The 23473-nt window shown below is 75.7% G+C and carries 4 protein-coding genes (1 of these 4 cut by a window edge); all 4 read right to left on the minus strand.

The window, feature by feature from the left end:
- Tightly spaced (each overlapping or abutting the next), the 4 genes in view from IE246_RS14340 to IE246_RS14355 form a layout consistent with a single transcriptional unit that may run on beyond the window.
- Entirely contained in the window at nt 1–1878 is a 1878-nt protein-coding gene (locus IE246_RS14340) for an HAD-IIIC family phosphatase (protein WP_189990765.1), read from the minus strand.
- On the minus strand, nt 1878–8288 hold the full coding sequence (locus IE246_RS14345) for a type I polyketide synthase (protein WP_189990766.1): 6411 nt from the start codon (nt 8286–8288) through the stop codon (nt 1878–1880). Before IE246_RS14345 ends, IE246_RS14340 begins: the two co-directional genes overlap by 1 nt.
- The gene (locus IE246_RS14350) at nt 8275–20400 is read right to left on the minus strand and encodes a type I polyketide synthase (protein WP_189990767.1); all 12126 of its coding nucleotides are present in this window, start codon (nt 20398–20400) and stop codon (nt 8275–8277) included. The genes IE246_RS14345 and IE246_RS14350 overlap by 14 nt, the downstream gene beginning before the upstream one ends.
- Nucleotides 20397–23473, minus strand: the 3' portion of a protein-coding gene (locus tag IE246_RS14355) for a type I polyketide synthase (RefSeq protein ID WP_189990768.1). Its footprint extends 3898 nt past the window's final position; the window shows 3077 of its 6975 coding nt (coding positions 3899–6975); the start codon falls outside the window, past its right edge; its stop codon occupies nt 20397–20399. Before IE246_RS14355 ends, IE246_RS14350 begins: the two co-directional genes overlap by 4 nt.

Genomic DNA, 23473 nt, shown 5'->3' on the forward strand with positions numbered 1-23473 from the left:
CTAAGCCTCCGCCACCCGTACATGGGTCTTCCAGCCGTCCGGCCGGTCGGCGACCGCCAGCGACCAGCGCCGCTCGGCTTCGTCACCGCCCAGCGGCGCGAAGCCGAGCCGGTCGTACAGCCCGGCGACCAGGGCGTTCTTCGGCGACTTCACGTAGCGCCCGACCACGCTCCGGCAGCCGCGCCGCCGGGCCCGCGCCAGGATCTCGTTGGCGATGAACTCCTCGACCGTGCGGCCGAGCACCCGGCAGCTCATCGCCCAGGTGTCGACGTGCAAATCCTCGCCGTCCCGGCGCAGGATCAGCACCGCGATCAGGCCGTTGTCGCCGAACCGGTCGGCCAGCCGGACGTGGAACACCTCGGTGTCGTCGGCGGCCGCCAGCCGCTCGACCTCGCGCTCGGTCAGCCGGGTGCCGGTCAGGTGGAACTGGTTGGACTTGTTGATCAGCTGGGCGATGCGCGGCAGGTGGAAGTCGTCGACCCCGCCGACCGTCGCCACCATCACCAGCCCGTCCAGGTAGCCGTCCATGTCGACCGCGGCCCGCTTCAGCTCGACCCGCCGGGCATTGTCGGCGTAGTAGCCGGCGCGCCGGCGGTCCTCGGCCGAGAACGCCGCCGCCTCGAAGCAGCCGGCCCGGGCCAGCGCCTCGACGTAATGCGCCGGATCGTCCGGCAGCTCGATCACCTCGACCGTCGGCAGGGCGCGGCGCACCAGGTCGCGCTCGGCCGGGTTGTCGTCGACGAACACCAGGGAATCCAGGCCGATCGACAGGGTCTCGGCGACGTCCTGGATGGTATCGGCCTTGTTGCTCCAGTTGGCGCGGAACACCGCGATGTCGTCGAGCCGCAGCACCATGTCCGGGTGGCTCTCGAACGGCGCCCGGGCGGCCGCCTCCTCGTTCTTGCTGACCACCGCCAGGATCACGCCGCGCTCCTTCAGCGCCTTCACGTGGCGCTGGAAGGCGACGAACGCCTCGCCGTCGGCGCCGGTGCCGAGCGCGATCCCGGCCACGCCGTCGTCGCCGATCACGCCGCCCCACAGCGTGTTGTCCAGGTCCAGCACCAGGCACTTCTTCCCCAGCCCCATGGCGCCGGCCAGCAGCCGCGCGGCGGCGGCGGCGACGGTGCCGGTCGCATCCGGCGCGAAGGCGTGCTTGGAGTGGTGCCAGTAGCGCGGATCGGTCCAGCGCGCCCGGCCCCACAGCCCGGCGACGTGGTCCAGGTCGAACACCGCCACACCGGCGGGCGCTGCGGCCGCCAGCCGGGCGTTGTACAGCCGCAGGGCCGTGCGCATGCCCCAGGGCGCGGCCCCGGCCAGGTTGCCGAACGGGTCGTCGGCCGGGATGTCGGCGTTGTTCTGCAGGACCAGGGCGTCCAGCCGCTCGGCCAGCACCCGCCACAGCGCCGTCCGCTCGGCGACCGCCGCGTCCACCGCCGCCTCGACCTCGGCCACGGTCGCCCCCGGCTCGACCGCGACCCCGGCGTCGCGATGGGTCGAGAACAGCCACACCACCTGCGGCGCGAACCCGTACAGCCCGCTGGCCGGGTCCAGCACGGTCTGCGCGACGGTGTCGTAGGGTGCCAGGTAGATCTCGGCGGCGAACCCCGAAGCGGCCAGCCAGAACCGCAGCACGTCGGCCAGGTGGTCGACCGTGCTGCCGGCCAGCACCGCGACCTTCAGCGGCCTGAGCCCGAGGGCGCCGGCGTCGACCTTGGCGAAGGCGCGCGCGATCCGCGCCTGCTCGGTGAAGTCGTCCTGCGGGCGGATCGCGGCGCGCAACTCGGCGAAGGCGCCGGCATGGTCGCCGGCCGCCAACGCCGCCCTGGCCCGCGCCACCGCGGCCTTCGACCCTCCCGCACTGTCGGCCGTACCGTGCATCAGCCGCCCCCGAGATTGGCCAGCTCGGCGTCGATCAGCGCCTCGATCTCGCCGTCGGACATCGTGCCGATCTCGGCGTCGTAGGTCGGTTCCGGCGCCCGCTCGGGCTTGGATGCGGCAGCCGGCACGCCGTCCAGCAGCCCGGCCGCGAAATGCTCGGTCAGGGCCGCCACGCTCGGGTAGTTGAACAGCAGGGTCGCCGGCTGGGTCGCCCCGAGCGCGGCCGACAGCCGGTTGCGCAGCTCCAGCGCCAGCAGCGAGTCGAGGCCGAGCTCGTTCAGCGCCTGGGTCGGGTCGATCCGAGCGGGATCGCCGACCCCCAGCACTGCCGCCGCCTCGGCCAGCAGCAGCTCGCCCAGCAGCGCCTGCCGGGCCTCCGGCTTCGCCTCTGCCAGCCGGGCCGGGATATCGGTCGAAGACCTGCGGGCGGGTGCGGAGGCCGCCCGCCTCGGCTTGCGCACCGTCGCCGCCGGTCGAAACCGCTCCAGATAGGCCGGCACCGCCTCGCCGTAGCCGGCCAGGAAGGTTTGCCAGTCGACGTCGACGAAGCCGATCTGCCCGCGGTCGCCCACCATCGCACGGGCCAGGCCGTCGAGGCCGTTGCGAGGGTCGATCGGCCGCACGCCACGGCCCGCCATGTCCTCGGAATAGGCGCCCTCGACGACAGCGCCGACCTCGCCCCAGGCACCCCAGTTGACGCTGAGGCCCGGCAATCCCGCCGCCCGCCGCGCCCGCGCCAGCGCGTCGAGGTAGGCGTTGGCGGCGGCATGGTTGGCCTGGCCGGGGTTGCCGATCAGGGACGCCGAGGTCGAGAACAGCACGAAATGGTCGAGCATCCGGTCGCGGGTCAGCCGGTCGAGAATCCGCGCCCCGCCGACCTTGGCCCTAAGCACCGAGGCGAAGCCGTCCCAGGACTGCGCCACGATGGTCCCGTCGGCGACGCTGCCGGCGAGATGGAACACGCCCTTCAACGGCCGGTCGCCGGAATCGATCCCGGCCAGCAACGCCGCCATTGCGGCTTCGTCGGTCACGTCGACGACCCGCGCCTGCAACGCCGAGCCGCGGCCGGCCAGCCGCTTCGCCGTGGCCGCCTCCGGTTCCCGCCGGCCGGTCAGCACCACCGACCCGGCCCCGTGCTCCAGCAGCCAGTCGGCCAGCAGCGGCCCGAGCCCGCCGAACCCGCCGGTCACCAGGTAGGTGCCGTCGGCCGCGAACGACGGCTCGGCGGAGGGGAGCGGATGCGGCGCCAGCCGGGCCGCCAGCCGGGTCCCGTCGCGCCAGGCGATTTCGGCCTCTGCGTCACCGGTCAGCACCTCGGTCAGCAGCGCCTCCAGCGGATCGCCGGCCGGATCGAGATCGACCCACCGGCAGCCGAGCTCCGGCAGCTCGAGCGCCGCCACCCGGCCGAAGCCGGTGAGGCTGGCGCCCTCCACGCCGTCCAGGGACGCGCCTTCGGTCTGCGCCCCGCGGGTGACCAGCAGCAGCCCGTCGCGACCGGCCTCCGCCAGCGCCCGGGTCAGCCCGAAGGCATCCTTGAGATGGCGCTGGTCGCCGGCCCCGACGCCGCCGGTGTAGACGACCGTGGCCGGCTCGGCCGCGACCGCCCCGATCGCCGCCTTGGCAGCCAGGGCCCGGGCCGGGTGCCCGCGCTCCGACAGGGCCGCCGTCAGGGCCTCGGCGAGCTCGGCCGCCGGACCGTCGCGCCCGTCGTGCACCGCCAGGAACGGCCGGGCGGCCGCGGCACGCGCCAGGATCACCGACTGCCGCCCTTCGCTGTCCGCCGCCACCGCCTCGGCCCCGGCGAAACCCGCCTCGGCCAGCACGTCCTGCCAGCGCCCGGCCGGCAGCAGCGGGTGGTCCGGCCGCAGGTCGGTGTCCTGGAACCGCCACCAGCCCTCGGTCAGGCCGAATACGATGTCCCACCAGGACTGCGGCGCCGTGCTCTCGACCAGCAGCAGCAGCCCGCCGGGCGCCAGTGCCTGGCGGATGTGCCGCAGCGACTGCCGCAGGTCGACGGTGGCGTGCACCACGTTGGCCGCCACGACCACATCGGCGCCGCCCGGCGCGAAGCCCTGGCCGGCCGGGTCCTGCTCCAGGTCCAGCAGCTCGAACCGCATGCCGGGACGCCCGCCGAACGCCGACTCGGCCGACGCCAGGAAGCCGGCCGACACGTCGGTGAAGCGGTAATCCACCGCGGGCACGTCCTCCAGCGCCGCCAGCAGCGCGCCGGTCGTCGCCCCGGTACCGGCGCCGATCTCCAGTATCCGCAGGGGTTGCCCGTCCCCCCGCCGCCCGGCCGCCGCCCGCAGCGCAGCGGCCGCCATTGCGTTGGCGGTCTCGGCCAGCCCGCCGCCGGCATAGACCGACGACGAGCCGTCGGCGAACAGAAGCTGCAGCGGATCGGCCTCGCCGCGCAACACCCCGGGCAACCCGCCGCCGCAGCGCGCCACCAGCTCGACCTCCAGCTCGTTGTCCGGGTAGTCGGCCCGCAGCCGCGCCGCCAGCATGTAGCCGTCCTCCTCGCCCGCCGCCGAGGCCAGCACGGACAGCCGGCGGAACAGCCGGGCGTGCCGGTCCGCCACGCCGTGCGCCCCCGGGTCGCCGTCCGATCCCGCACCGAGCGCCGCGAGGGCGTCGCGGGCGCAGGCGGCGGCCAGCCGCTCCAGGTCGTCGGCCAGGGTCGAGGCCGGCAGTTCGGCAATGCGAGTCGCCGCTTCGGCTGCCGCGGCCGCCGCCAGGGCCGCCGGATCGGCCCAGTCGATGTCGGAAACCGGTGCCGGCACCCAGTCGACCGCGAGCAGCGAATCCGCCACCGGATCGCGCGCGCCGGGTCCCACGACCCGCTTGATCTGCAGGCCGTCGACCGCCGCCAGAACCGTGCCGTCGGCGTCGGTCAGAACGAAATGCCCGACGGCGATCTCGCGGCTCGGCCCGCTGTCGGCGATCCGGGCATGGCAGTAGAACCGCTCGCCCGGACGTCGCCACAGCCGCACCCGGTCGATCGACAGCGGCAGGAAGCCTCCGGCGGTACCCTCCCCGGCGAAGGTGGCGCCGAGCAGCTGGAAACAGGAATCCAAGACCGCCGGATGGATCGGCAGCCTCGCCGCGGCCTCGGCCAGCGCCGCCGGCCGGACGATCTCGGCCAGTGCCTCGCCGTCGCCGCGCCAGATCGCGTGCAGGCCCCGGAAGCTCGCTCCCAGCTCGATCCCGCGCTCCCCGAGCATGGCGAACAGCGCCTCGGGCCCGGCCTCGTCCTCCGCCAGCCGGCTGCGGAGCGCGTCCAGGTCGAGGGCTTCGGGCACCGGGCCGGCTTCCGGATCGATCCGGCCGCTGGCATGGGGGACCCACTCCCCACCCCCGGCTTGACCCCCCTCGTCCAGGCCGTTGACGGTGTAGCCGCCATCCGGCTCCAGCACGCACTGCACGCTGACGCCGCCGACCGGCACGGTCAACGGCTCGGAGAACACCAGGTCGGCCACCGCCGGAATCCCGTGGCCCTGGATCTCGGCCATCGCCATGCCGAGCACGGCGTGCATGGCGCCGGGCACCACCACCTCGCCGAACACCACATGGTCGGCCAGGAACGGCACGCTGCGGGTGTCGAGCCGGGCCTCGTACAGGGTCGCCTCGATCGGCGACGGGATGCGGGCGCCGAGCAGCGGGTGCTCGAGCCGGCGCCGCGGCCCGGCGACCGACCTAGCCGCCGACTGGGCCTTCGGCTCCGGCCAGTAGCGCTCGCGCCGGAACGGATACAGCGGGGCGGCCGCTCGCCGCCAGCCCGGCCCGTGATAGGCCTCCCACTCGACCGGCGCGCCCAGCGTGTACAGCCGGGCCAGGGCCTCGGCCACCATGCGCCGGTCGTCGCCGCCGCGGCGCAGGCTCGGCAGGTAGACGGCCTCGGCGTCGACCGTGCGGCCGAGGGTCGACAGCACCGGGTGCGGCCCGACCTCGACCAGGACCCGGCAGCCCTTGTCGAGCACCGCCCGCAGCCCGTCGGCGAACCGCACCGCGCCGCGCGCCTGGCGGCGCCAGTAGTTGGAGTCGAAGCGCTGGACGAGGCTGCCGGTCAGGTTCGAGGCCAGCGGCAGCCGCATCGGCGTCCACTCGGCCGCATCGGCGGCGCGCTGGATGCCGTCGAGGCAGGGATCCAGCACCGGCGAGTGGAAGGCGGTCGCCACCTCCAGCTTCTGGGTCGACAGCCCGGCGCGCTCAAGCGCCGCCACCGCCCTGGCCATGGCGGCCGCATCGCCGGCGATCACCGTGTTGGCCGGGCCGTTCAGGGCGGCGACCACCGCCCCGGTCCCGTCGATGACCCGCGCCACCTCGGCCTCCGGTGCGAGTGCCGCGGCCATTCCGCCGAGCCCGGCGCGCTCCTGCATCAGCCGCCCGCGCTCGGCGATGAAGGCGACGCCGTCCTCGACCGATATCGCACCGGCGACACAGGCCGCCGCCACCTCGCCGACGCTGTGGCCCAGCACCACCGCCGGCTCGACCCCCCAGGACCGCCACAGCGAGGCGGTCGCGACCTCGACCGCGAACAGCAGCGGCTGCACCAGCGCGGTGCTGTCCAGTGCCGCGGTATCGTCCGCCAGCAGCGCCGACAGCGGCCGGCCCAGGCGATCGCCCAGCGCCTCGGTGCAGCGCTCGATCACGTCGCGGAACGCCGGCTCGGCCATCAGCCCGCGCGCCATCCCCGGGTACTGGCAGCCCTGGCCGGTGAACAGGAAACCGACGGCGGGCGTCTCGGCCGCGCGCTCCGGTGTCGCGGCGGCCAGCGCCTTGCGGGCCTCCGCCGGATCGGCGGCCGCGACCGCCAGCCGGTGCGGGTGATGGCTGCGCCCGGCCGACAGGGTGGCGGCGAGGCCCTCCAGGTCGACCGCCGGCTCGCCGAGCGTCGCCTCGACCGCGCCGCGCAGGTCCTCCAGCGCCTCGGGATCGCGGGCCGACAGGGCGAGCACCTCGACCGGCCGGGTCGCGCCCGACGGCGGGGCCGGTTCCGGCGGCTCGGCGACGATCACGTGGCCGTTGGTGCCCGAGAACCCGAACGAGCTCACCCCCGCGACCCGCCGCCCGCCCGGCGGCTGCCAGGGCACGGTCGCGGTCGGCACCTGGAACGGGAAGCCGTCGGCCGCGATGTGCGGGTTGAGGGTGTGGAAGTTGAGATGCGCCGGGATCCGGCCGCGCCCGACCGCCAGGGCCACCTTGATCAGCCCGGCCATGCCGGCCGCCGCTTCCAGATGGCCGATGTTGGTCTTCACCGAGCCGACATGCGGCCGGTGCGTTTCGCCGAACACGGTGGCCAGGGCGCGCGCCTCGATCGGGTCGCCGAGCGGCGTGCCGGTGCCGTGCATCTCCAGGTACGACACCGCCTCGGGCAGAATCCCGGCATCTGCCAGGGCGGAACGGATCACCGCGACCTGGGCCGGGCCGTTCGGCGCAGTCAGGCCGTTCGAACGACCGTCCTGGTTGACCGCGCTGCCGAGCACCACGGCGTGGACGTAGTCGCCGTCCGCCACAGCGTCGGACAGCCGCTTCAGCACCACCACCCCGCAGCCCTCGCTGCGGACATAGCCGTCAGCCCCGGCGTCGAGGGTCTTGCAGCGGCCGTCGGCCGCCATCATCCGCGCCTTGCTGAACCCGATGGTCAGCTCCGGGCTCAGGATCAGGTTCACGCCGGCGGCGAGGCCGAGGCCGATCTCGCCGCTGCGCAAGGCCTGGACCGCCAGGTGAACCGACACCAGCGACGACGAGCAGGCGGTGTCGACCACCATCGCCGGGCCCTGCAGGCCGAGGGTGTAGGACAGCCGGCCGGCCGCCACCGCCGCGGAGTTGCCGAGGCTGGCATGGGCGTCGATCCAGTCGACCCCGTCCTCGCGGTCGGCCAGCACCTGGGCGTAGTCGGCGGTGCTGAGGCCGACATAGACGCCGGTGCGGCTGCCCTCCAGGTCGTCCGGCGGCAGCGCGGCGTCCTCCAGCGCATGCCAGACGGTCTCCAGCAGCAGGCGCTGCTGCGGGTCGATACCGACCGCCTCCCGCGGCGAGATCCCGAAGAAGCCGGCGTCGAACCGGTCGACACCGTCGACGAAGCCGCCCCAGCGGCTGTTCATCTTGCCGGGCGCGTCCGGGTCCGGGTCGTACAGGGCGTCGACGTCCCAGCGCTCGCGCGGCACCTCCGAGATCGCGTCGCGGCCCTCGTCCAGCAGCCGCCAGTAGCTGTCCAGGTCGGGCGCGCCCGGGAACCGGCAGGCCATGCCGACGATGGCGATCGGCTCGTGCGCCTTGGCCTCGACCGCCTCCAGCTTCTGGCGCATGCCGGCGACCGCCGCGATCGCCCGGCGCAACTGCAGGGCGGTGTCGACCGGCGCCGAGCCCGCCGCCGCGTCCTGGTCGGGTGCCTCAAAATCCGGCACGGTCCACCTCCAGCATCAGCGCCCGAGCGAGTTCCTCCTCGGACATCGTATCGTCGATCGCCGCATCCGCATCGCTCATCGGTGCGCCCATCGGCGCGCCCGGCGGTTCGGTCGGCGGCGGCGGTTCGGCCGGCGGCGCCGGGAGCGCGCCGGCCATCCGCTCCAGCAGGAAGCCTGCCAGAGCCTGCACCGTCGGGTAGTCGAAGATCAGGCTGGCCGGCAGACGCTCGCCGCACAGCCCCGCCAGCGCGTTGCGCAGCTCGACCGCCATCAGCGAATCGAGACCGTACTCGTTCAGCGCCCGCCGGGCATCGATGCCGGCGGCCGGCAGTGACAGGATGCCGGCGACCTGCTCGCGCACCGCCTCGCGCAGCATCGCCGGCCGCTCCGCCTCCGGGGTCGTCGCCAGCCGCTCGCGCAGGGCCGGCGCCGACGGGCTTTCCGGCTCGGCATCGGCCACGGACAGCGGCTCCGGCAGCACGACCGCCTGGGCGGTGCCGTCGGCCAGCAACGCTTCCAGGGCCGCCAGCGCCTGTTCCGGCTCGAGCGCCGGACCGGCCCGCCCGGCCGCCATGCCGGCGCCGTGCCACGCCCCCCAGTCGATGCAGAGCGCCGGCAGCCCCTCGGCCCGGCGGCGATGCGCCAGTGCGTCGAGCCCGGCGTTGGCGGCGGCGTAATTTGCCTGCCCGGCCGAGCCGAGCACGCCGGCCGCCGAGGAGAACAGCACGAAGTGGTCGAGCGGTTGCCCGCGGGTCGCCCGGTCGAGTGCCAGCGCCCCGTCCAGCTTGGCCGCCATGACGGCGCGGAACCGGTCCTCGGTCATCTGCTCCAGCACGCCGTCGTCGAGCGCACCGGCGGCGTGGAACACCCCGGCCAACGGTCGGTCGAGGTCGGTCACCAGGGCATCGACCTGCGCGCCGTCCGACAGGTCCGCCGAAACGAACCGGACGTCGCCCAGGCGCCGCAGCGGGTCCAGCACCGCCGGCTCGGGCTCGCTTCGGGCCGTCAGCACCACCTGGCCGGCCCCGCGCATCAGCAGCCAGCGGGCAACCGCCGGGCCAACCCCGCCGGTGCCGCCGGTGACGAGGTAGGCGGCGTCGCCGCGCAGGAACCGGCGGGTCAGCGCGATCCGGCCGATGTGCCGGGCCTGCTGCATGAAGCGGTAGGCGCCCTCGGCGTCGGCCATCGCGAACGGCGTGACCGGCAGCGGCTGCAGGGTGCCGGCGGCGAACTCGGCCATCAGCACATGCCAGAATGCCCCGACTGCCGCCGGGTCGCGGACGATCTCGGCGTCGAGCGCGACCGGGCGGTAGGCGACGTCCGGCCGCGCCGCCCTGGCCTGCTCCTCGCTCCAGATCCCGGCCTTGCCGGCCTCCAGGTACCGGCCGCCGGGCTTCAGCACCTCGAAGCCGCCGGCGATCAGCTCGCCGCTGAGCGAATTGAGGACGATGTCGACGCCCGCGCCGCCGGTATGCGCCATCACGTCGTCGACGAACGCCCGCGACCGGGAGTCCGAGACGCAGGCGATGCCGAGGCCGCGCAGGTACTCGCGCTTCTCGTCGCTGCCCGCGGTCGCCAGCACCTCGGCTCCGGCGGCCCGGGCGACCTGGATGGCGGCGAGGCCGAGCCCGCCGGTGCCGGCGTGCACCAGCACCCGCTGCCCCGCCCCGAGCGCGCCGTCGCGGCGCAGCGCCCAGGCGGCGGTCAGGAACACCGTCGGCATGGTCGCCGCCTGCTCGTCGCTCCAGCCGGCCGGCACCGGCAGCACCAGCGGCGCCTCGCCGACCGCGTGGCTGGCGTGGCAGCCGGGGGCGACCGCCATCACCCGGTCGCCGATCGCCAGCCCGTCGACGCCCTCGCCGAGCGCGTCGACGATGCCGGCGCACTCGCCGCCGAGCCGGCCACCGTCGCCGGGATAGGTGCCAAGCGCGTTCATCACATCGCGGAAGTTCAGCCCGGCCGCCGTCACCGCGATCCGCACCTGGCCCGAGCCGGGCTGCGGCATCGCCGCCGGCCGCAGCGCCAGCTCGGCGAGTTGTCCGCTGTCGGGCCGGTCGAGGGCGAACACCGCACCCGAACCGGCCGCAGCGCGCGGTTCGACCGAGCGGACGAAGACCCGGCCACCGCGCACCGCCAGCACCGGCCCGCCGCATCGCAGGGCTTCGGGAACCCCAGTCGGCTCGGCGTCGATCAGCACCGGGTCGAGCTCCGGATGCTCGCGTGCGACAGTCGCCACGAGGCCGGCGAGGGCACCGTGCGCGACCGACGGCGGGGTCGGGTCGTCCGGCACCGTCACCGCGCCAAGCGCGACGACCGCGAGACGCGGCGGCGCATCGCGGCCAGCGAGGTCGAGCGCCAGGCCGGTCAGGGCCGCGCACAGCGCTGCCGGCTCGCCGTACGCCGGCGCGGACCAGATCACGGTTTCGGGGCTCTCGGCCGTCTCGGCAACCGCGATGCCCGACACCGCCAGCGCCTCCGCCAAGACGGGCGAAGCCGGCCCGGCGACCGCGACCCTCGCCGGCATCTCGCGATCCGCCGCTGCTTCCTGCCAGACCACGTCGTGGACCGCCGCCGGCCGCGACGCCGCCTCGCGCGCCGGGACCAGCCGCAGCCCGTCGGCCCGAGCGACCACGGCGCCGTCGTCGGTCAGCAAGGTCACGTCCCCGATCAGCTCGCCGCCCCGGCCGGTCCGCAGCCGGGTCCAGGCCCACAGCTCGCGCCCGGCCGGCGTGCCGCTCCAGGTCATGCGGTCCAGGCGGGCCGGCAGATGGCCCTCGCCGGTAACGTCGACCCCGCGCGCCGCCGCGCCAAGGCTCTGGAACGCGCCGTCGAGCAAGCTCGGGTGCAGGCGGAAGCCGGCGGGATCAAGGCCGTCCGGCAGCACCAGCCGGGCCAGCGCCTCGCCGTCGCCCTGGTGCAGCCCGGCCACCGCCCGGAACGCCGGACCGTAGGCCAGGCCCCGGGCCGGAAAGGCGTCGTAGAAGCCGGCAACGTCGACCGCGTCGGAACAGCGGCGACGGACCCCGTCCAGGTCCACCGACGCCATCTCGCCCGGGTCCGCCACGCTCGCTTCGGCGACCGGCCGCCAGTCGTCGCCGTCGAGCGGCGTCGCCTCGACCGTCAGCGCCATGCCGTCGCGATCGGTCACCGCGAGCTGCGGCGCATCCAGCGTCAGCAGGCCGCCGAACCGCACGTCCTCGACCGCCACCGGGCCATCTCCGGCAGCTGCCGCCAGCATCTCCAGGGTCGCCGCCGCCGGCACGGTCGGCACGCCGCGCACCGCGTGGTCGGCGAGCCAGGGCAGTGCGGCGACCGACAGCTCGGCCTCGTACTGCCGGCGTTTGCCCGGCGAGCGGCGCGGCGCCCCCAGCAGCGGATGCCCGGCACGACGCGGCCGCGGCGCCGCGGCGGGGGCCGACTCGACCCAGTAGCGCCGGCGCTCGAACGGATAGGTCGGCAGCCGCACGATCCGGCCGCCGCGCCCGGCGGCGACCGCCCTTCCGTCGATGTCGACCCCGGCGGTGAAAAGCCGGCCGAGCGCGTCCAGCGCCGCGGTCGCGTCGTCGGCGTCGCGCCGCAGGGCCGGGATCCAGGCGGCCTCCCCGGCGACACGGCGACCGAGGCCAGTCAGCACCGGCTGCGGCCCGAGCTCCAGGAACACCGTGCAGCCGAGCCCGGCCATGGCGGCCACGCCGTCGGCGAACCGCACCGGCCGGCGCGCATGGTCCCGCCAGTAGGCGGCATCGAAGCCCCCGGCCGGGGCGCCGGTCAGGTTCGACAGCAGCGGGACGCGCGGCTCGCTCCAGGCGCACTCGCCGGCGGCACGCTCCAGCTCGTCCAGCACCGGGTCCATGCAGGCCGAGTGGAAGGCGTGGCTGACGGTCAGGCGCCGGAACGCCACGTCCGCCGCCTCCAGCCGCGCCAGCACCCGCTCGACCACGGCACCCTCGCCGGAGATCACCGTGGCCTCGGGGCCGTTCAAAGCGGCGACCGACACCGGCTCGGCGCCGATCGCCTCGACCACGGTCGCCTCGCCGGCCTGCACCGCCGCCATGGCGCCGCCGTCCGGCAGCGCGTCCATCATGCGGCCGCGCCGGGCGATCAGCCGGGCGGCATCCTCCAGCGGGACCGCCCCGGCGACGCAGGCCGCCGCGAACTCGCCGACGCTGTGGCCGAGCACGGCGGCCGGCTCGATCCCCCAGGACCGGTACAGCTCGGCCAGGGCGACCCCGACCGCGAACAGCGCCGGCTGGGCCTGGCCGGTGCGGTCGACGCCGTCGCCGGACAGGATCTCCAGCAGCGGCCGGTCGAGCTCGCCGGCCATCTCGGCGGCGATCCGGTCGACGGTGTCGCGGAACGCCGGCTCGGCGTCGTACAGCGACCGACCCATGCCGGCGTACTGGGCACCCTGGCCGGTGAACACGAAGCCGACCCTGGGCGGCGTAGTGGCGGCGTCCGACGGCACGGCGTCGCGCAGGGCCGCGGCAATCCCGGCGGCATCGGTCCCGGCGACCGCGATCCGGTGGCCGAGCTGAGCGCGGCCGACCAGCGCCGTATGCGCCAGGTCGGCGAGCGCCGTGCCGGCGAGCGCATCGGCATAGCCCTCGGCCACCGCCCGGGCCGCTTCTGGCGTCGCACCCGACGCCACGACGAGTTGCACGCGGTCCGGCGCCGTCTCGGGTTCCGCCGCTTCAGGCGCCTGCTCCAGCACGACATGGGCGTTGGTTCCGGAGAACCCGAAGGAGCTGACCGCCGCGATCCGGGTGCCGTCGCGGTCCGGCCATGGGGTCGGCGCCTGCGGCAGCAGCACCGGGAAGCCGTCCAGGTCGATATGCGGGTTCAGGCGCTCGAAATGCCGGTTCGGCGGGATCGCGCCGTGGCGGATCGCCTGCACCGCCTTGATCAGTCCGGCGATGCCGGCCGCCGCCTCCAGGTGCCCGAGGTTCGACTTCACGGCACCGACCGCCAGCGGCTCGCTGTCCGGCCGGCCGGCAGCGAACACCGACTTCAGCGCGTGGATCTCGATCGGGTCGCCGAGCGCGGTGCCGGTGCCGTGCGCCTCGACATAGCCGACCGCCGCCGGCGCTATCCCGGCCCGCTGCAGGGCGCCGCGGATCACCGCCTCCTGCGCCGCCCCATTGGGCGCGGTCAGGCTGGACGATCGGCCGTCCTGGTTCACGAAGCTGCCGCGCACCACGGCCAGCACCCGGTCGCCGTCGGCCCGGGCGTCGGCCAGCCGCTTCAGCACCACCACGCCGCAGCCCTCGCCGCGCACGAAGCCGTCGGCGCGGGCGTCGAAGGCTTTGCAGCGGCCGTCCGGCGCCATCATCTGCAGCTCGGACAGCGCCACGGTCGAGGAGGGCGCCAGGATCAGGTTCACGCCGCCGGCCAGCGCCATCCGGCAGTCGCCGTCGATCAGGCTGCGGCAGGCCAGGTGCAGCGCCACCAGCGACGATGAGCAGGCGGTGTCGACCACCATCGCCGGCCCCGACAGGCCGAGGACATAGGCCAGCCGCCCGGCGACGATGCTGGGCGCCCCGCCGGTGCCGGACCAGGCGTCGATCCGCCCGCCGCCCGAGGCGATCTGGGCGTAGTCGTAGTTGCACAGACCCATGAACACGCCGGTCGGCGAGCCGGCCAGCCGGTCCGGCGCCTGCCCGGCATCCTCCAGGGCGTGCCAGGCGGTCTCCAGGAGGATGCGCTGCTGCGGGTCCATCGACGCCGCCTCGCGCGGGGCGATCCGGAAGAACGCCGCGTCGAACCGGTCGACGCCGTCCAGGAAGGCGCCCCATTTGGTGGTCATGCGCTCGCGCACGCCGGCATCGGCCCAGCGGTCCGGCGGGAACTCGCCGACCGCGTCGAAGCCCTCGCACAGCAGTCGCCAGAACGCGCCGGGGTCGTCGGCACCGCCGGGGAACCGGCAGCCCATGCCGACGATGGCGACGGCGTCGCCCTCGGCCTGCGGCCGGGCCGCGACCGCCTCGGCCGCGCCGGCATCGCCGAGGAAGTCGGCCAGCGCCGCCGGGGTCGGGTGGTCGAACAGCAGGGTCGAGGGCAGCGGCCGTTCCAGCCGGGCCTGCAGGCGGTTGCGCAGCTCGACCGCCATCAGTGAGTCGAGGCCGAGCTCGAACAGGTTGCGGCGCGGATCGATGGCGTCAGCCCCCTCGGCCGCCAGCACAGCCGCCGCCTCGGTGCGGATGGTGTCGAGCAGGTCGAACGACCGCGGTGCCGCCCGCGACGGCCCCTGTGCGGCAATCGGCACGGCGGCCGGCGCCGGTTTCGCGGCCTGCCGGACCGCCGGCACCAGCTCGGCCAGCACCCGCGGCACCTCGCCGTCGAGTGCGGCGGCGAAGGCCGGCCAGCGCACCGGCAGCACGCCGACGCAGGCCGGAACGTCGCCGAGCGCCCGGTCCCCGAGCGCCCAGTCCAGCACCCGCACGCCCTGCTCTGGCGGGATCGGGTCCATGCCGGACGCCCGCATGCGGTCGTGCAGGGCCTCGGAGGTGGCCGAGCCGATCTCGCTCCACGCCCCCCAGGCCAGGCTGACGGCCGGCCTGCCCTCGGCCCGGCGCCGCGCCGCCAGGGCGTCGAGATAGGCGTTGGCGGCGATGTGGTTGGCCTGCCCCGCCGTGCCGATCAGCCCGACCGCCGAGGAGTACAGGACGAACAGGTCGAGGTCGCCGGCCAGCCGGTCGAGCAGCCAGGCACCGACCACCTTGGCCTCCAGCACCCGGCGCATGCGCGGCCAGTCGAGCTCGGCGAGAGGGCCGTCGTCGAGGGTCCCGGCGGCGTGGATGACGCCGGCCAGTCGGCCCGGCGCCACCGCCAGGGCGGCGCGGACATCCGCCTCGTTCGCCACGTCGCCGATCGACCGGACGACCGTCACGCCGCGCGCTTCCAGCTTCGCGATACCAGCCTCGGCGGCTGCGGACGGCGCCGAGTGGCCCATCAGCACGATCCGGCGGGCGCCGCGATCGGCCAGCCATTCGGCGGTGCGCAGGCCGAGCCCGCCGAAGCCGCCGGTCACCAGATAGGCCGCCTCGGGATCGAGGGTCGGCAGCGCCGGCCGCTCCGCCACCACGCGCTCCAGCCGCGCCACCGCCCGGGTGCCGTCGCCGAGCCGTACCTGGTCCTCGCCATCGCCGGCCGCCAGCTCGCGGGCCAGCGCCGCGGCGACGGCCTGTGCCGCCAGGCCGGGGTCGATGTCGATCAGCCGCACCCCGAGCGCCGGCAGCTCGGCGGCGATCGCCCGGCCGAGCCCCCAGAGCGGCGCCTGCAACGGCCGGTCGGTCGTGGCGCCGGCCGTCACCATCGCCAGTGGGATACCGCGCGCAGCGAGATCGAGCGCCAGCCGGCGGGTCGGGTCGAGCAGCCGCTGCTGGCCATCGAGCAGCGCCTCCGGATCGGCCGGCGCCTCGTCCAGCCCGAGCGCGCCGGTGTAGACGCAGCCGTCCCAATTGCCGTCCGGGATCGGGTCGCCGGCCGCGATACGGGTTGCACCGAGCGCACCGGCCAGTGCCACCGTCACCGGGTCGTCGCCGCCGGCCAGCAGCCAGGCACCGGGCCGTCGCCGCGCCACCAGCACCGCCTGTCGGTCGAGCACACCGGGCGCGTCCGCCGCGACCTCGGCCGGTTCGAAGCCGCTCTCGGCCAGCACGTCGCGCCAGCCGTCGCGCTCCGGCAGCGGGTAGTCCGGACGCCGCTCGCGGTCGGCGAACCGCCACCAGCCCTCGGTCAGGCCGAACACCAGGTCGATCCAGCCCTGCGGCCCGGCACCTTCCAGCAACACCACCGCGCCGCCGGGGACCAGCAGGTCCCTCAGCCGGGCCAGGGTTGCCTTCAGGTCGCGGGTCGCGTGCACCACGTTGGCCGCGACCACGACGTGATAGCGCCCGACCTCAAGGCCCTGCGCTTTCGGATCGCGGTCCAGGTCGAGCTGCCGGGTCTCGAGCCACGGCCGGTCGGCGTAGCGCGACCGGGCCTGGGCCAGCAGCGCCGGTGCTATGTCGGTGAAGGCGTACTCGGCCATGCGGTCGGCCGGCAGCCGCGCCAGCAGCCCGTCGGTGGTGCCGCCGGTCCCCGCCCCGACTTCGAGGATCCGGATCGGTCCGGCCGCCGGCAGCGCGGCCAGAACGGCGTCCTCGACCAGGCCGTTCAGCAGCGCCGAGACCGGCGAGTCGCGGTAGACGTTTCCCCCTCCTGCGCCGGAATCCTCGGGCGGGAAGATCAGCGCCAGCGGGTCCTGGTCGCCGGTCAGCACCGCCGGCAGCGCCGATCCGCAGCGCCGCAGCAGGTCGATCTCGGTGACACTGCCCGGATGCCGGGCGGCGAGGTCGTCCAGCAGGGCCTCCGGGTCGGTCCCCCACCCGGCCTCGGCCAGCAGCGGCAGGCGGGCGTACAGCTGCCGCTGCCGCTCCACGACCTGCTCCGCCGGCACCGCGGCCAGCGCCGCCGCGGCATAGCCGCCGGCCGCCGCGTCCAGCCCGACCCCGAGGTCGGCGAGCCCGTCCAGCCCGGCACCATCCAGCCCGGCCCCGGCGAGACGATCCGGAACCCCGGCGGCCACCGCCTCGGCGATCTCGGCCGCGGTGTTCGGCGCCTCGACCGCGCGCCATGCCCGTGCCAGCAGCCAGCGCTGCCACGGCTCCTCGACGCCGCCGGCCGCCAGCCGCAACCCCTCGATCGCCGCGACGGTCCGACCATCCGCATCGAGCGCGACGATATCGGCCTCCGGCATCGCATCGCCGCGCAGCCGGGCGTGCACGATGATCTCCCCGGCCGCAGCCGGACCTATGGTGGCGCGCCCGGCGCCCGCCGGAATCCGCATGGCCCCGTCGCCGCGGCCCAAGGTGACGACCGCCAGCGCCTGCAGCATGGCGTCGAGCACCGTCGGGTGGATCCGGTGCCCTGCCGGATCGACCCCGGAGATCGTGACGGTCGCAGCGTCCGACCCGCGCCGCGCCTCGACGATCCGCCGGAAGCCCGGACCGAGGTCGACGCCTCCGTCCGCCAGCCAGCCGTAGAGGGCCGCCGGATCGACCGCTTCCGCCGACTCGGCGGGCGTCCAGTCGGCCGGCGCGTCGGTCGACAGCCGGGCGGTCAGGTGCCGGGTCCAGGCGCCGTCGGCGCCCCGGCTGTCGATGGCGACCGTGTCGCCGTCGAGGGTCACCGTCGCCTCGCGCAGCCCGTCGAGCGGCCCATGGAGCGGTAATGGCGCGTCGAAGCTCAGATCGGCGAGCGTAGCAGGCAGCCCGGCCCGGTCGGCCGCCGACACCGCGACCTCCAACAGGGCCGCCGCCGGGGCGATGGCGGTGCCGCCGACCCGATGCTCGGCGAGATACGCCGCCCCCGGCGCCGGCAGCGCGAACCGGAACACCGTGCGGCCATCCGGCAGGGCGATCGGCTCGCGCAGCAGCGGGTGACCGCCGGGCGCCAGGGCCGGATTCCCGCGCGACCGCCAGAACGAGCGGCGCCGGAACGGGTGCCCCGGCAGGTCAACCAGCCGCCGCCCGCGCCCCTTGTGCACCGCCTTCCAGTCGACCGGAGCGCCAAGCTCCCACAGCCGTGCCAGCGCCGCCATCAGCGGCCGGGTCGACGGGTCGTCGCGGCGCGCCGTCGCCAGCCACTCGCCGCCCTCCGCTACGGTCCTTCCGAGGCCGAGCAGCACCGGCTGCGGCCCAAGCTCCACGAAGGTATCGCAGCCGATCTCGCGCAGCCGCCGCATGCCGGCCGCGAACGCCACCGGCTCGCGGCTGTGCCGGACCCAGTACCCGGCGTCGAAGCCGGCGACCTCGCGGCCGTCCAGGTTGCCGACCAGCGGCACCGTCGGCGCCCGCCACTCGACGGCGCCGGCGGCGGTCCGCAGGTCGTCCAGCACCGGCTCGACCAGGGTGGAATGGAAGGCGTGGCTGACCGCGAGGCGCCGGCAGGTCACGCCGTCGGCCTCCAGCTCGGCACAGGCCGCCTCGACCGCCGCCGCCGGACCGGCAATCGTGGTCGCCGCCGGGCCGTTGTCGGCGGCCAGCGACAGCTCGGGATGCCGCGCCAGCACCGGCGCCACCCGGTCGGCACCGGCCATCACCGCCGCCATGGCGCCGCCGGCCGGCAGCGCCTGCATCATGCGGCCACGCGCGGCGATCAGATTCAGCGCCGGCTCCAGCTCGACGGCCCCGGCCACGATCGCCGCCGCGTACTCGCCGAGGCTGTGGCCCAGCACCGCGTCCGGCACGATCCCCCATTCCGCCAGCAGCCCCGCCATCGCCAGCTCGAAGGCGGCGAGCGCCGGCTGGGCGAATTCGGTGCGGTCGAGATCGGCCCCGCCCTCGAACAGCAGCGCGGTCAGCGGGCGCCCCAGCAGCGGGTCGAGCACGGCGGCGCAGCGGTCGATGGCGTCGCAGAACGCCGGCTCGGTCTGGTACAGCGCCCGGCCCATGCCGGAGAGCTGCGCGCCCTGGCCGGAGAACAGGAAGGCGATGCGCGGCGACCCGGCCTCGCGGGGCTGCGCGGTCGTCAGGGCCTCAATGGCCTCGGCACCGTCCGCCGCCACGACCGCCAGCCGGTGCTCGAAGGCGCCGCGGCCGGTCGCGGCGCTGAAGCAGGCGTCGCCGAACCAGGCCAGGGCCGGCGAGGCCGCCACCGCCGCCGCCAGCTCGCCAAGCGCCTCCGGCGACCGGGCCGACAGCGGCAGCACCTCGACCGGCCGGCCGGCCACCGCCGCCGGTTCCTCGGCCGGCGCCGCCTCGACCACAAGATGCGCGTTGGTGCCGGAGAACCCGAACGAGCTGACCCCGGCAACGGTCGCCCCGTCCGGCAGCGTCGCCGGGGCCGACGGCACCTCGAGCGGACAGGCGCCCGGCTGGATGTGCGGGTTCAGGGTCTTCAGGTGCAGCACCGGCGGCACCCTGCGGCGGCGGACCACACCGATCGCCTTGATCAGTCCGGCGATGCCGGCCGCCGCCTCCAGGTGGCCGAGATTGGCCTTCACCGAGCCGACCACCAGCGGGTCTGTACGACCCTCGGCCATGACCGCGGCCAACGCGTTCATCTCGATCGGGTCGCCGAGCGCGGTGCCGGTGCCGTGCGCCTCGACATAGGCGACCTCGGCGGGCTTGCGGCCGGCATTGGCCAGCGCGTCGCGCACCACCCGCTCCTGGGCGAGGCCGTTCGGCGCGGTCAGCCCGGACGAGCGGCCGTCCTGGTTGACCGCGCTGCCGGAGATCACCGCGAGCACCCGGTCGCCGTCGGCGCGGGCGTCGGCCAGCTTCTTCAGCACCACCACGCCGCAGCCTTCGCCGCGCACGAAGCCGTCGGCGGCGGCGTCGAACGGCTTGCAGCGGCCGTCCGGGGCCATCATGTGCAGCCGCGACAGGGTCACCGTGCCGTCCGGCAGCAGGACCAGGTTGGCGCCGCCGGCCAGCGCCAGCCGGCATTCGCCGAGCCGCAGGCTCTGCACCGCCAGGTGGGTGGCGACCAGCGAGGACGAGCAGGCAGTGTCGACCACCAGGCTCGGCCCCTGCAGGCCCAGGGTGTATGACAGCCGGCCGGCCGCCACCCCGCAGGCGCCGCCGGTGCCGGAATAGGTGTCGAGCGCGCCGAGCGTACCCGAAGCGTCGCCGAGCCGGGCGTAGTCGCTGGTGCAGATCCCGAGGAACACGCCGGTCCGGCTGCCGGCCAGCGACTGCGGCGGCACGCCGGCATGCTCCAGCGCCCGCCACGCGGTCTCCAGCACCAGCCGCTGCTGCGGGTCCATCGACACCGCCTCGCGCGGCGACACCCCGAAGAACTCGGCGTCGAAGCGGTCGACATTGCGCAGAAACCCGCCCCAGCGGGTGTTCATCTTGCCGGGCGCGTCCGGGTCCGGGTCGTAGTAGGTGTCGGCGTCCCAGCGCTCCGGCGGCACCTCGGTGACCGCGTCGGTGCCGGCCTCCAGCATGTCCCAGAACGCGTCAGCGTCCTCGGCCCCGCCGGGCATGCGCAGGCCGATGCCGATGACCGCGACCGGCTCGCGCGCGCGCCGCTCGGCGGCGTCGAGCTTGGCCTGCATCTGCCTGAGCAGCAGGACCGTGCGCTGCTTCTCGCGGAGGTCCTTCTCGCGGAGGTCAATGTCGTTCATGACGCGAGGTGCCTGTCTTCCATCTCCCGGAGGATCGAATCCAAATCCTCCGAGCTCAGCGACAGGATCTCCTCCTCTTCCACCACGGTGATGCCGTCGTCCGCCGCGGTCTCGGCAACCTCGGCTCCGAGCAGGCGCTCGACCAGGTGCCCGGCCAGGGCCGCGACCGTCGGGTAGTTGAACAGCAGGGTCGCCGGCAGCGCCTCGCCGGCGAGCGCGCCGAGCCGGTTGCGCAGCTCGACCGCCATCAGCGAGTCCAGGCCGAGCTCGTTCAGCGGCCGGTCACGGGGCACCGCGCCGCCGACCGCCAGCAGCGAGCGCGCCTCGGCCTCGACCAGCACGGCCATCCGCTCGACCCGGCGGGCCGCCGGCAGGGCCGCCAGCTCGGCGCGCAGATCGGTGGCGGGCGCCGGCGCGGCAACGGGTGCTTCGGCCGGCGCCGGCGCCGGCTCGACCAGCTTGCGGAAGATCGCCGGCACCGTGTCGCCGAAATGCCGGCGCAGGGCCGGCCAGTCGATCGGCAGGGCCGCGACCCGGGCAAAGGGTGCGTCGAGCGCGGCCTCCAGGGCGGCGATGCCCTCGGCCGGCGACAGCGTGCCCATGCCGGTCTCGGCCAGCCGATCGGCGATCCCCAGCCGGTCGGCGGCGCCGACGTCGCGCCACGGCCCCCAGGCGATGCACACCGCCGGCAGCCCGTGCGCCCGCCGCCGCTCGGCCAGCGCGTCGAGCGCGGTATTGGCGGCGGCGTGGTTGGCCTGGCCCGGCGACCCCAGCAGCCCGGCAGCCGAGCCGAACAGCACGAACGCGTCGAGCGGCCCGCACAGCCGGTCGAGATGCCGCGCCGCGTCGATCTTCGCCGCCATGACCCTGTGCAGGCGCGCAGGCGTCATCTCGGCGAGCGGCCCGTCGTCCAGCTCCCCGGCGGCATGGAACACCCCGGCGAGCGGCGCCGAACCGGCGGCGATGCCGGACAGCACGCGCTCGACCTCGGCCACCCGGGACACGTCGGCGGCGACGGTGCGGACCTCGGCGCCGGCCGCCCGCAGCCGGTCGAGCCGGGCAGCGGTATCGGCATCCGGCTTGCGCCGCGACACCAGGACGAGGTGCCGCGCGCCCTTGCGCACCGCCCAGTCGGCGACCGCGAGGCCGAGCCCGCCGAGGCCGCCGGTTATCAGGTACGAACGGTCGGTGCGGAACCGGAACGGCGCCGGGTTCGTCAGCACCACCTTGCCAAGGTGCCCGGCGCGCTGCATCAGCCGGAACGCCTCGCCGGCCTCGGCCATCGGCAGCACCGTCAGCGGCGGCAGGTCCATGCGGCCGTCGGCGACGGCGTCGACGGCAGTGTGCAACAGCCGTCCGCCTTCCCGGTCCGACACCGCGTCCAGCGACACCACCCAGTAGCTCACGTCCGGCCGCTCGGCCGCCGCCCTGTCGGCCGGCCACACCCCGGTGCGGCCGATCTCGACGAACCGGCCGCCCGGTTTCAGCACCGACAGCCCGGCCGGGATCGCCTCGCCGGTCAGGCTGTTCAGCACCACGTCGACTCCGGCGCCGCCGGTCGCCGCCATCACCCCGGCCGCGAAACCGGTGGAGCGCGAGTCGAACACATGGGCGACGCCGAGCCGGCGCAGATGCGCCCGCTTCCGGGCGCTGCCCGCGGTCGCCAGCACCTCGGCCCCAGCCTTGAGCGCCATCGACACCGCGAAATGCCCGACCCCGCCGGTGGCGGCATGGATCAGCACCCGCTCGCCCGGCTTGACCGCCGCCAGTTCCTGCATGGCGTGCCAGGCGGTGAAGCCGGCGACCGGGATCGCCGCCGCCTGCTCGACCGTCAGGGTGTCCGGGATCGCCGCGACCCGCGCCGCCGGCACGATGACGTGGCTGGCCAGGCTGCCGCCGGCGACCGCCACCACCCGGTCGGCTTCCCGGAGATCCGCGACGCCCGGTCCGACCGCCGCGACCACGCCGGCGCACTCGCCGCCGAACCGGCCGTCGCCCGGCACCAGCCCGGCGGCGGTCAGCACGTCCTTGAAGTTCAGGCCGGCCGCCTGCACCCGGACCACGACCTCGCCCGGCCCCGGTTCCGGACGCTCGGCCTGCTCGATCGCCAGGCTGTCGAGCCGCCCCGGCTCGCGCTGGGCCAGCCGGAACACGTCGGGCAGCGAAGCGGGGGCCGGCAGCCGGTCGAGCCGCGCCGCCATGCGCCGGCCGTCGCGCCACGCCACCTCGATCTCGCCGTCGTCGATCGCCGCCTCTTCCGCCAGGGTCGTCTCGGGATCGTGGTCGAGCGGGTCCAGATCGACCAGCCGGATCGCCGTCGCCGGCCGCTCCAGCCCGGCCGCCTTGGCGAGGCCGAGTACGGCGGCCTGCGCCGGGTCGGCGTCCTCCCACGGCCGCAGCCGGTGGGCGCCCTGCGTGACCACCACCAGCCGCCCGGCCGCGCCTTGCAGGGCCGGCAGCACCGCCGCCGCCGGATCGTCTGAGCCGAGCGCCGCCCGGCACACAGTCGCCGCCGCGGCCGCCGGGGCCTTGCGCGCGACGATCGCCGCCTGCTCGCCGAGGCGCCCCTCGCCGGGGGTCAGCACCGCCACGTCGTCGAACCCGGCCTCGGCCAGCAGCCGGCGCCAGGCCCCGGCGTCGATCAGCGGGTAGTCGGGCCGCAGCTCCCGGTCGGTCGCGCGCCACCAGCCGGATGTCAGACCGAAGGTCAGGTCGAGCCAGCGCGACGGACGCAGCCCCTCGACCAGCAGCAGCCAGCCGCCGGGGGCGAGCGTCGAGCCGGCATGTCGAACGGCGACCGCGAGATCGGCGGTCGCGTGCAGCACGTTGGCAGCGACCACCAGGTCGAACCCGCCGGCCTCGACCGCCTGCCCGGCCGGATCGCGCTCGACGTCGAGCACGCCGGTGCGGAAGCCCGCGTGGTCGCCGAAGCTGCGCTCGGCGGCGGCCAGGAATCCGGCGGACACGTCGGTGAACAGGTACTCGGCGGTACGGCCGTCCAGCACCGGCAGCAGGTGCCGCGTGGTGCCGCCGGTGCCGCCGCCGATCTCCAGCACCCGCAGGCCGGTCCTGT

The sequence above is a fragment of the Thalassobaculum fulvum genome, from assembly GCF_014652915.1.
In the GTDB taxonomy this organism is placed as follows: domain Bacteria; phylum Pseudomonadota; class Alphaproteobacteria; order Thalassobaculales; family Thalassobaculaceae; genus Thalassobaculum_A; species Thalassobaculum_A fulvum.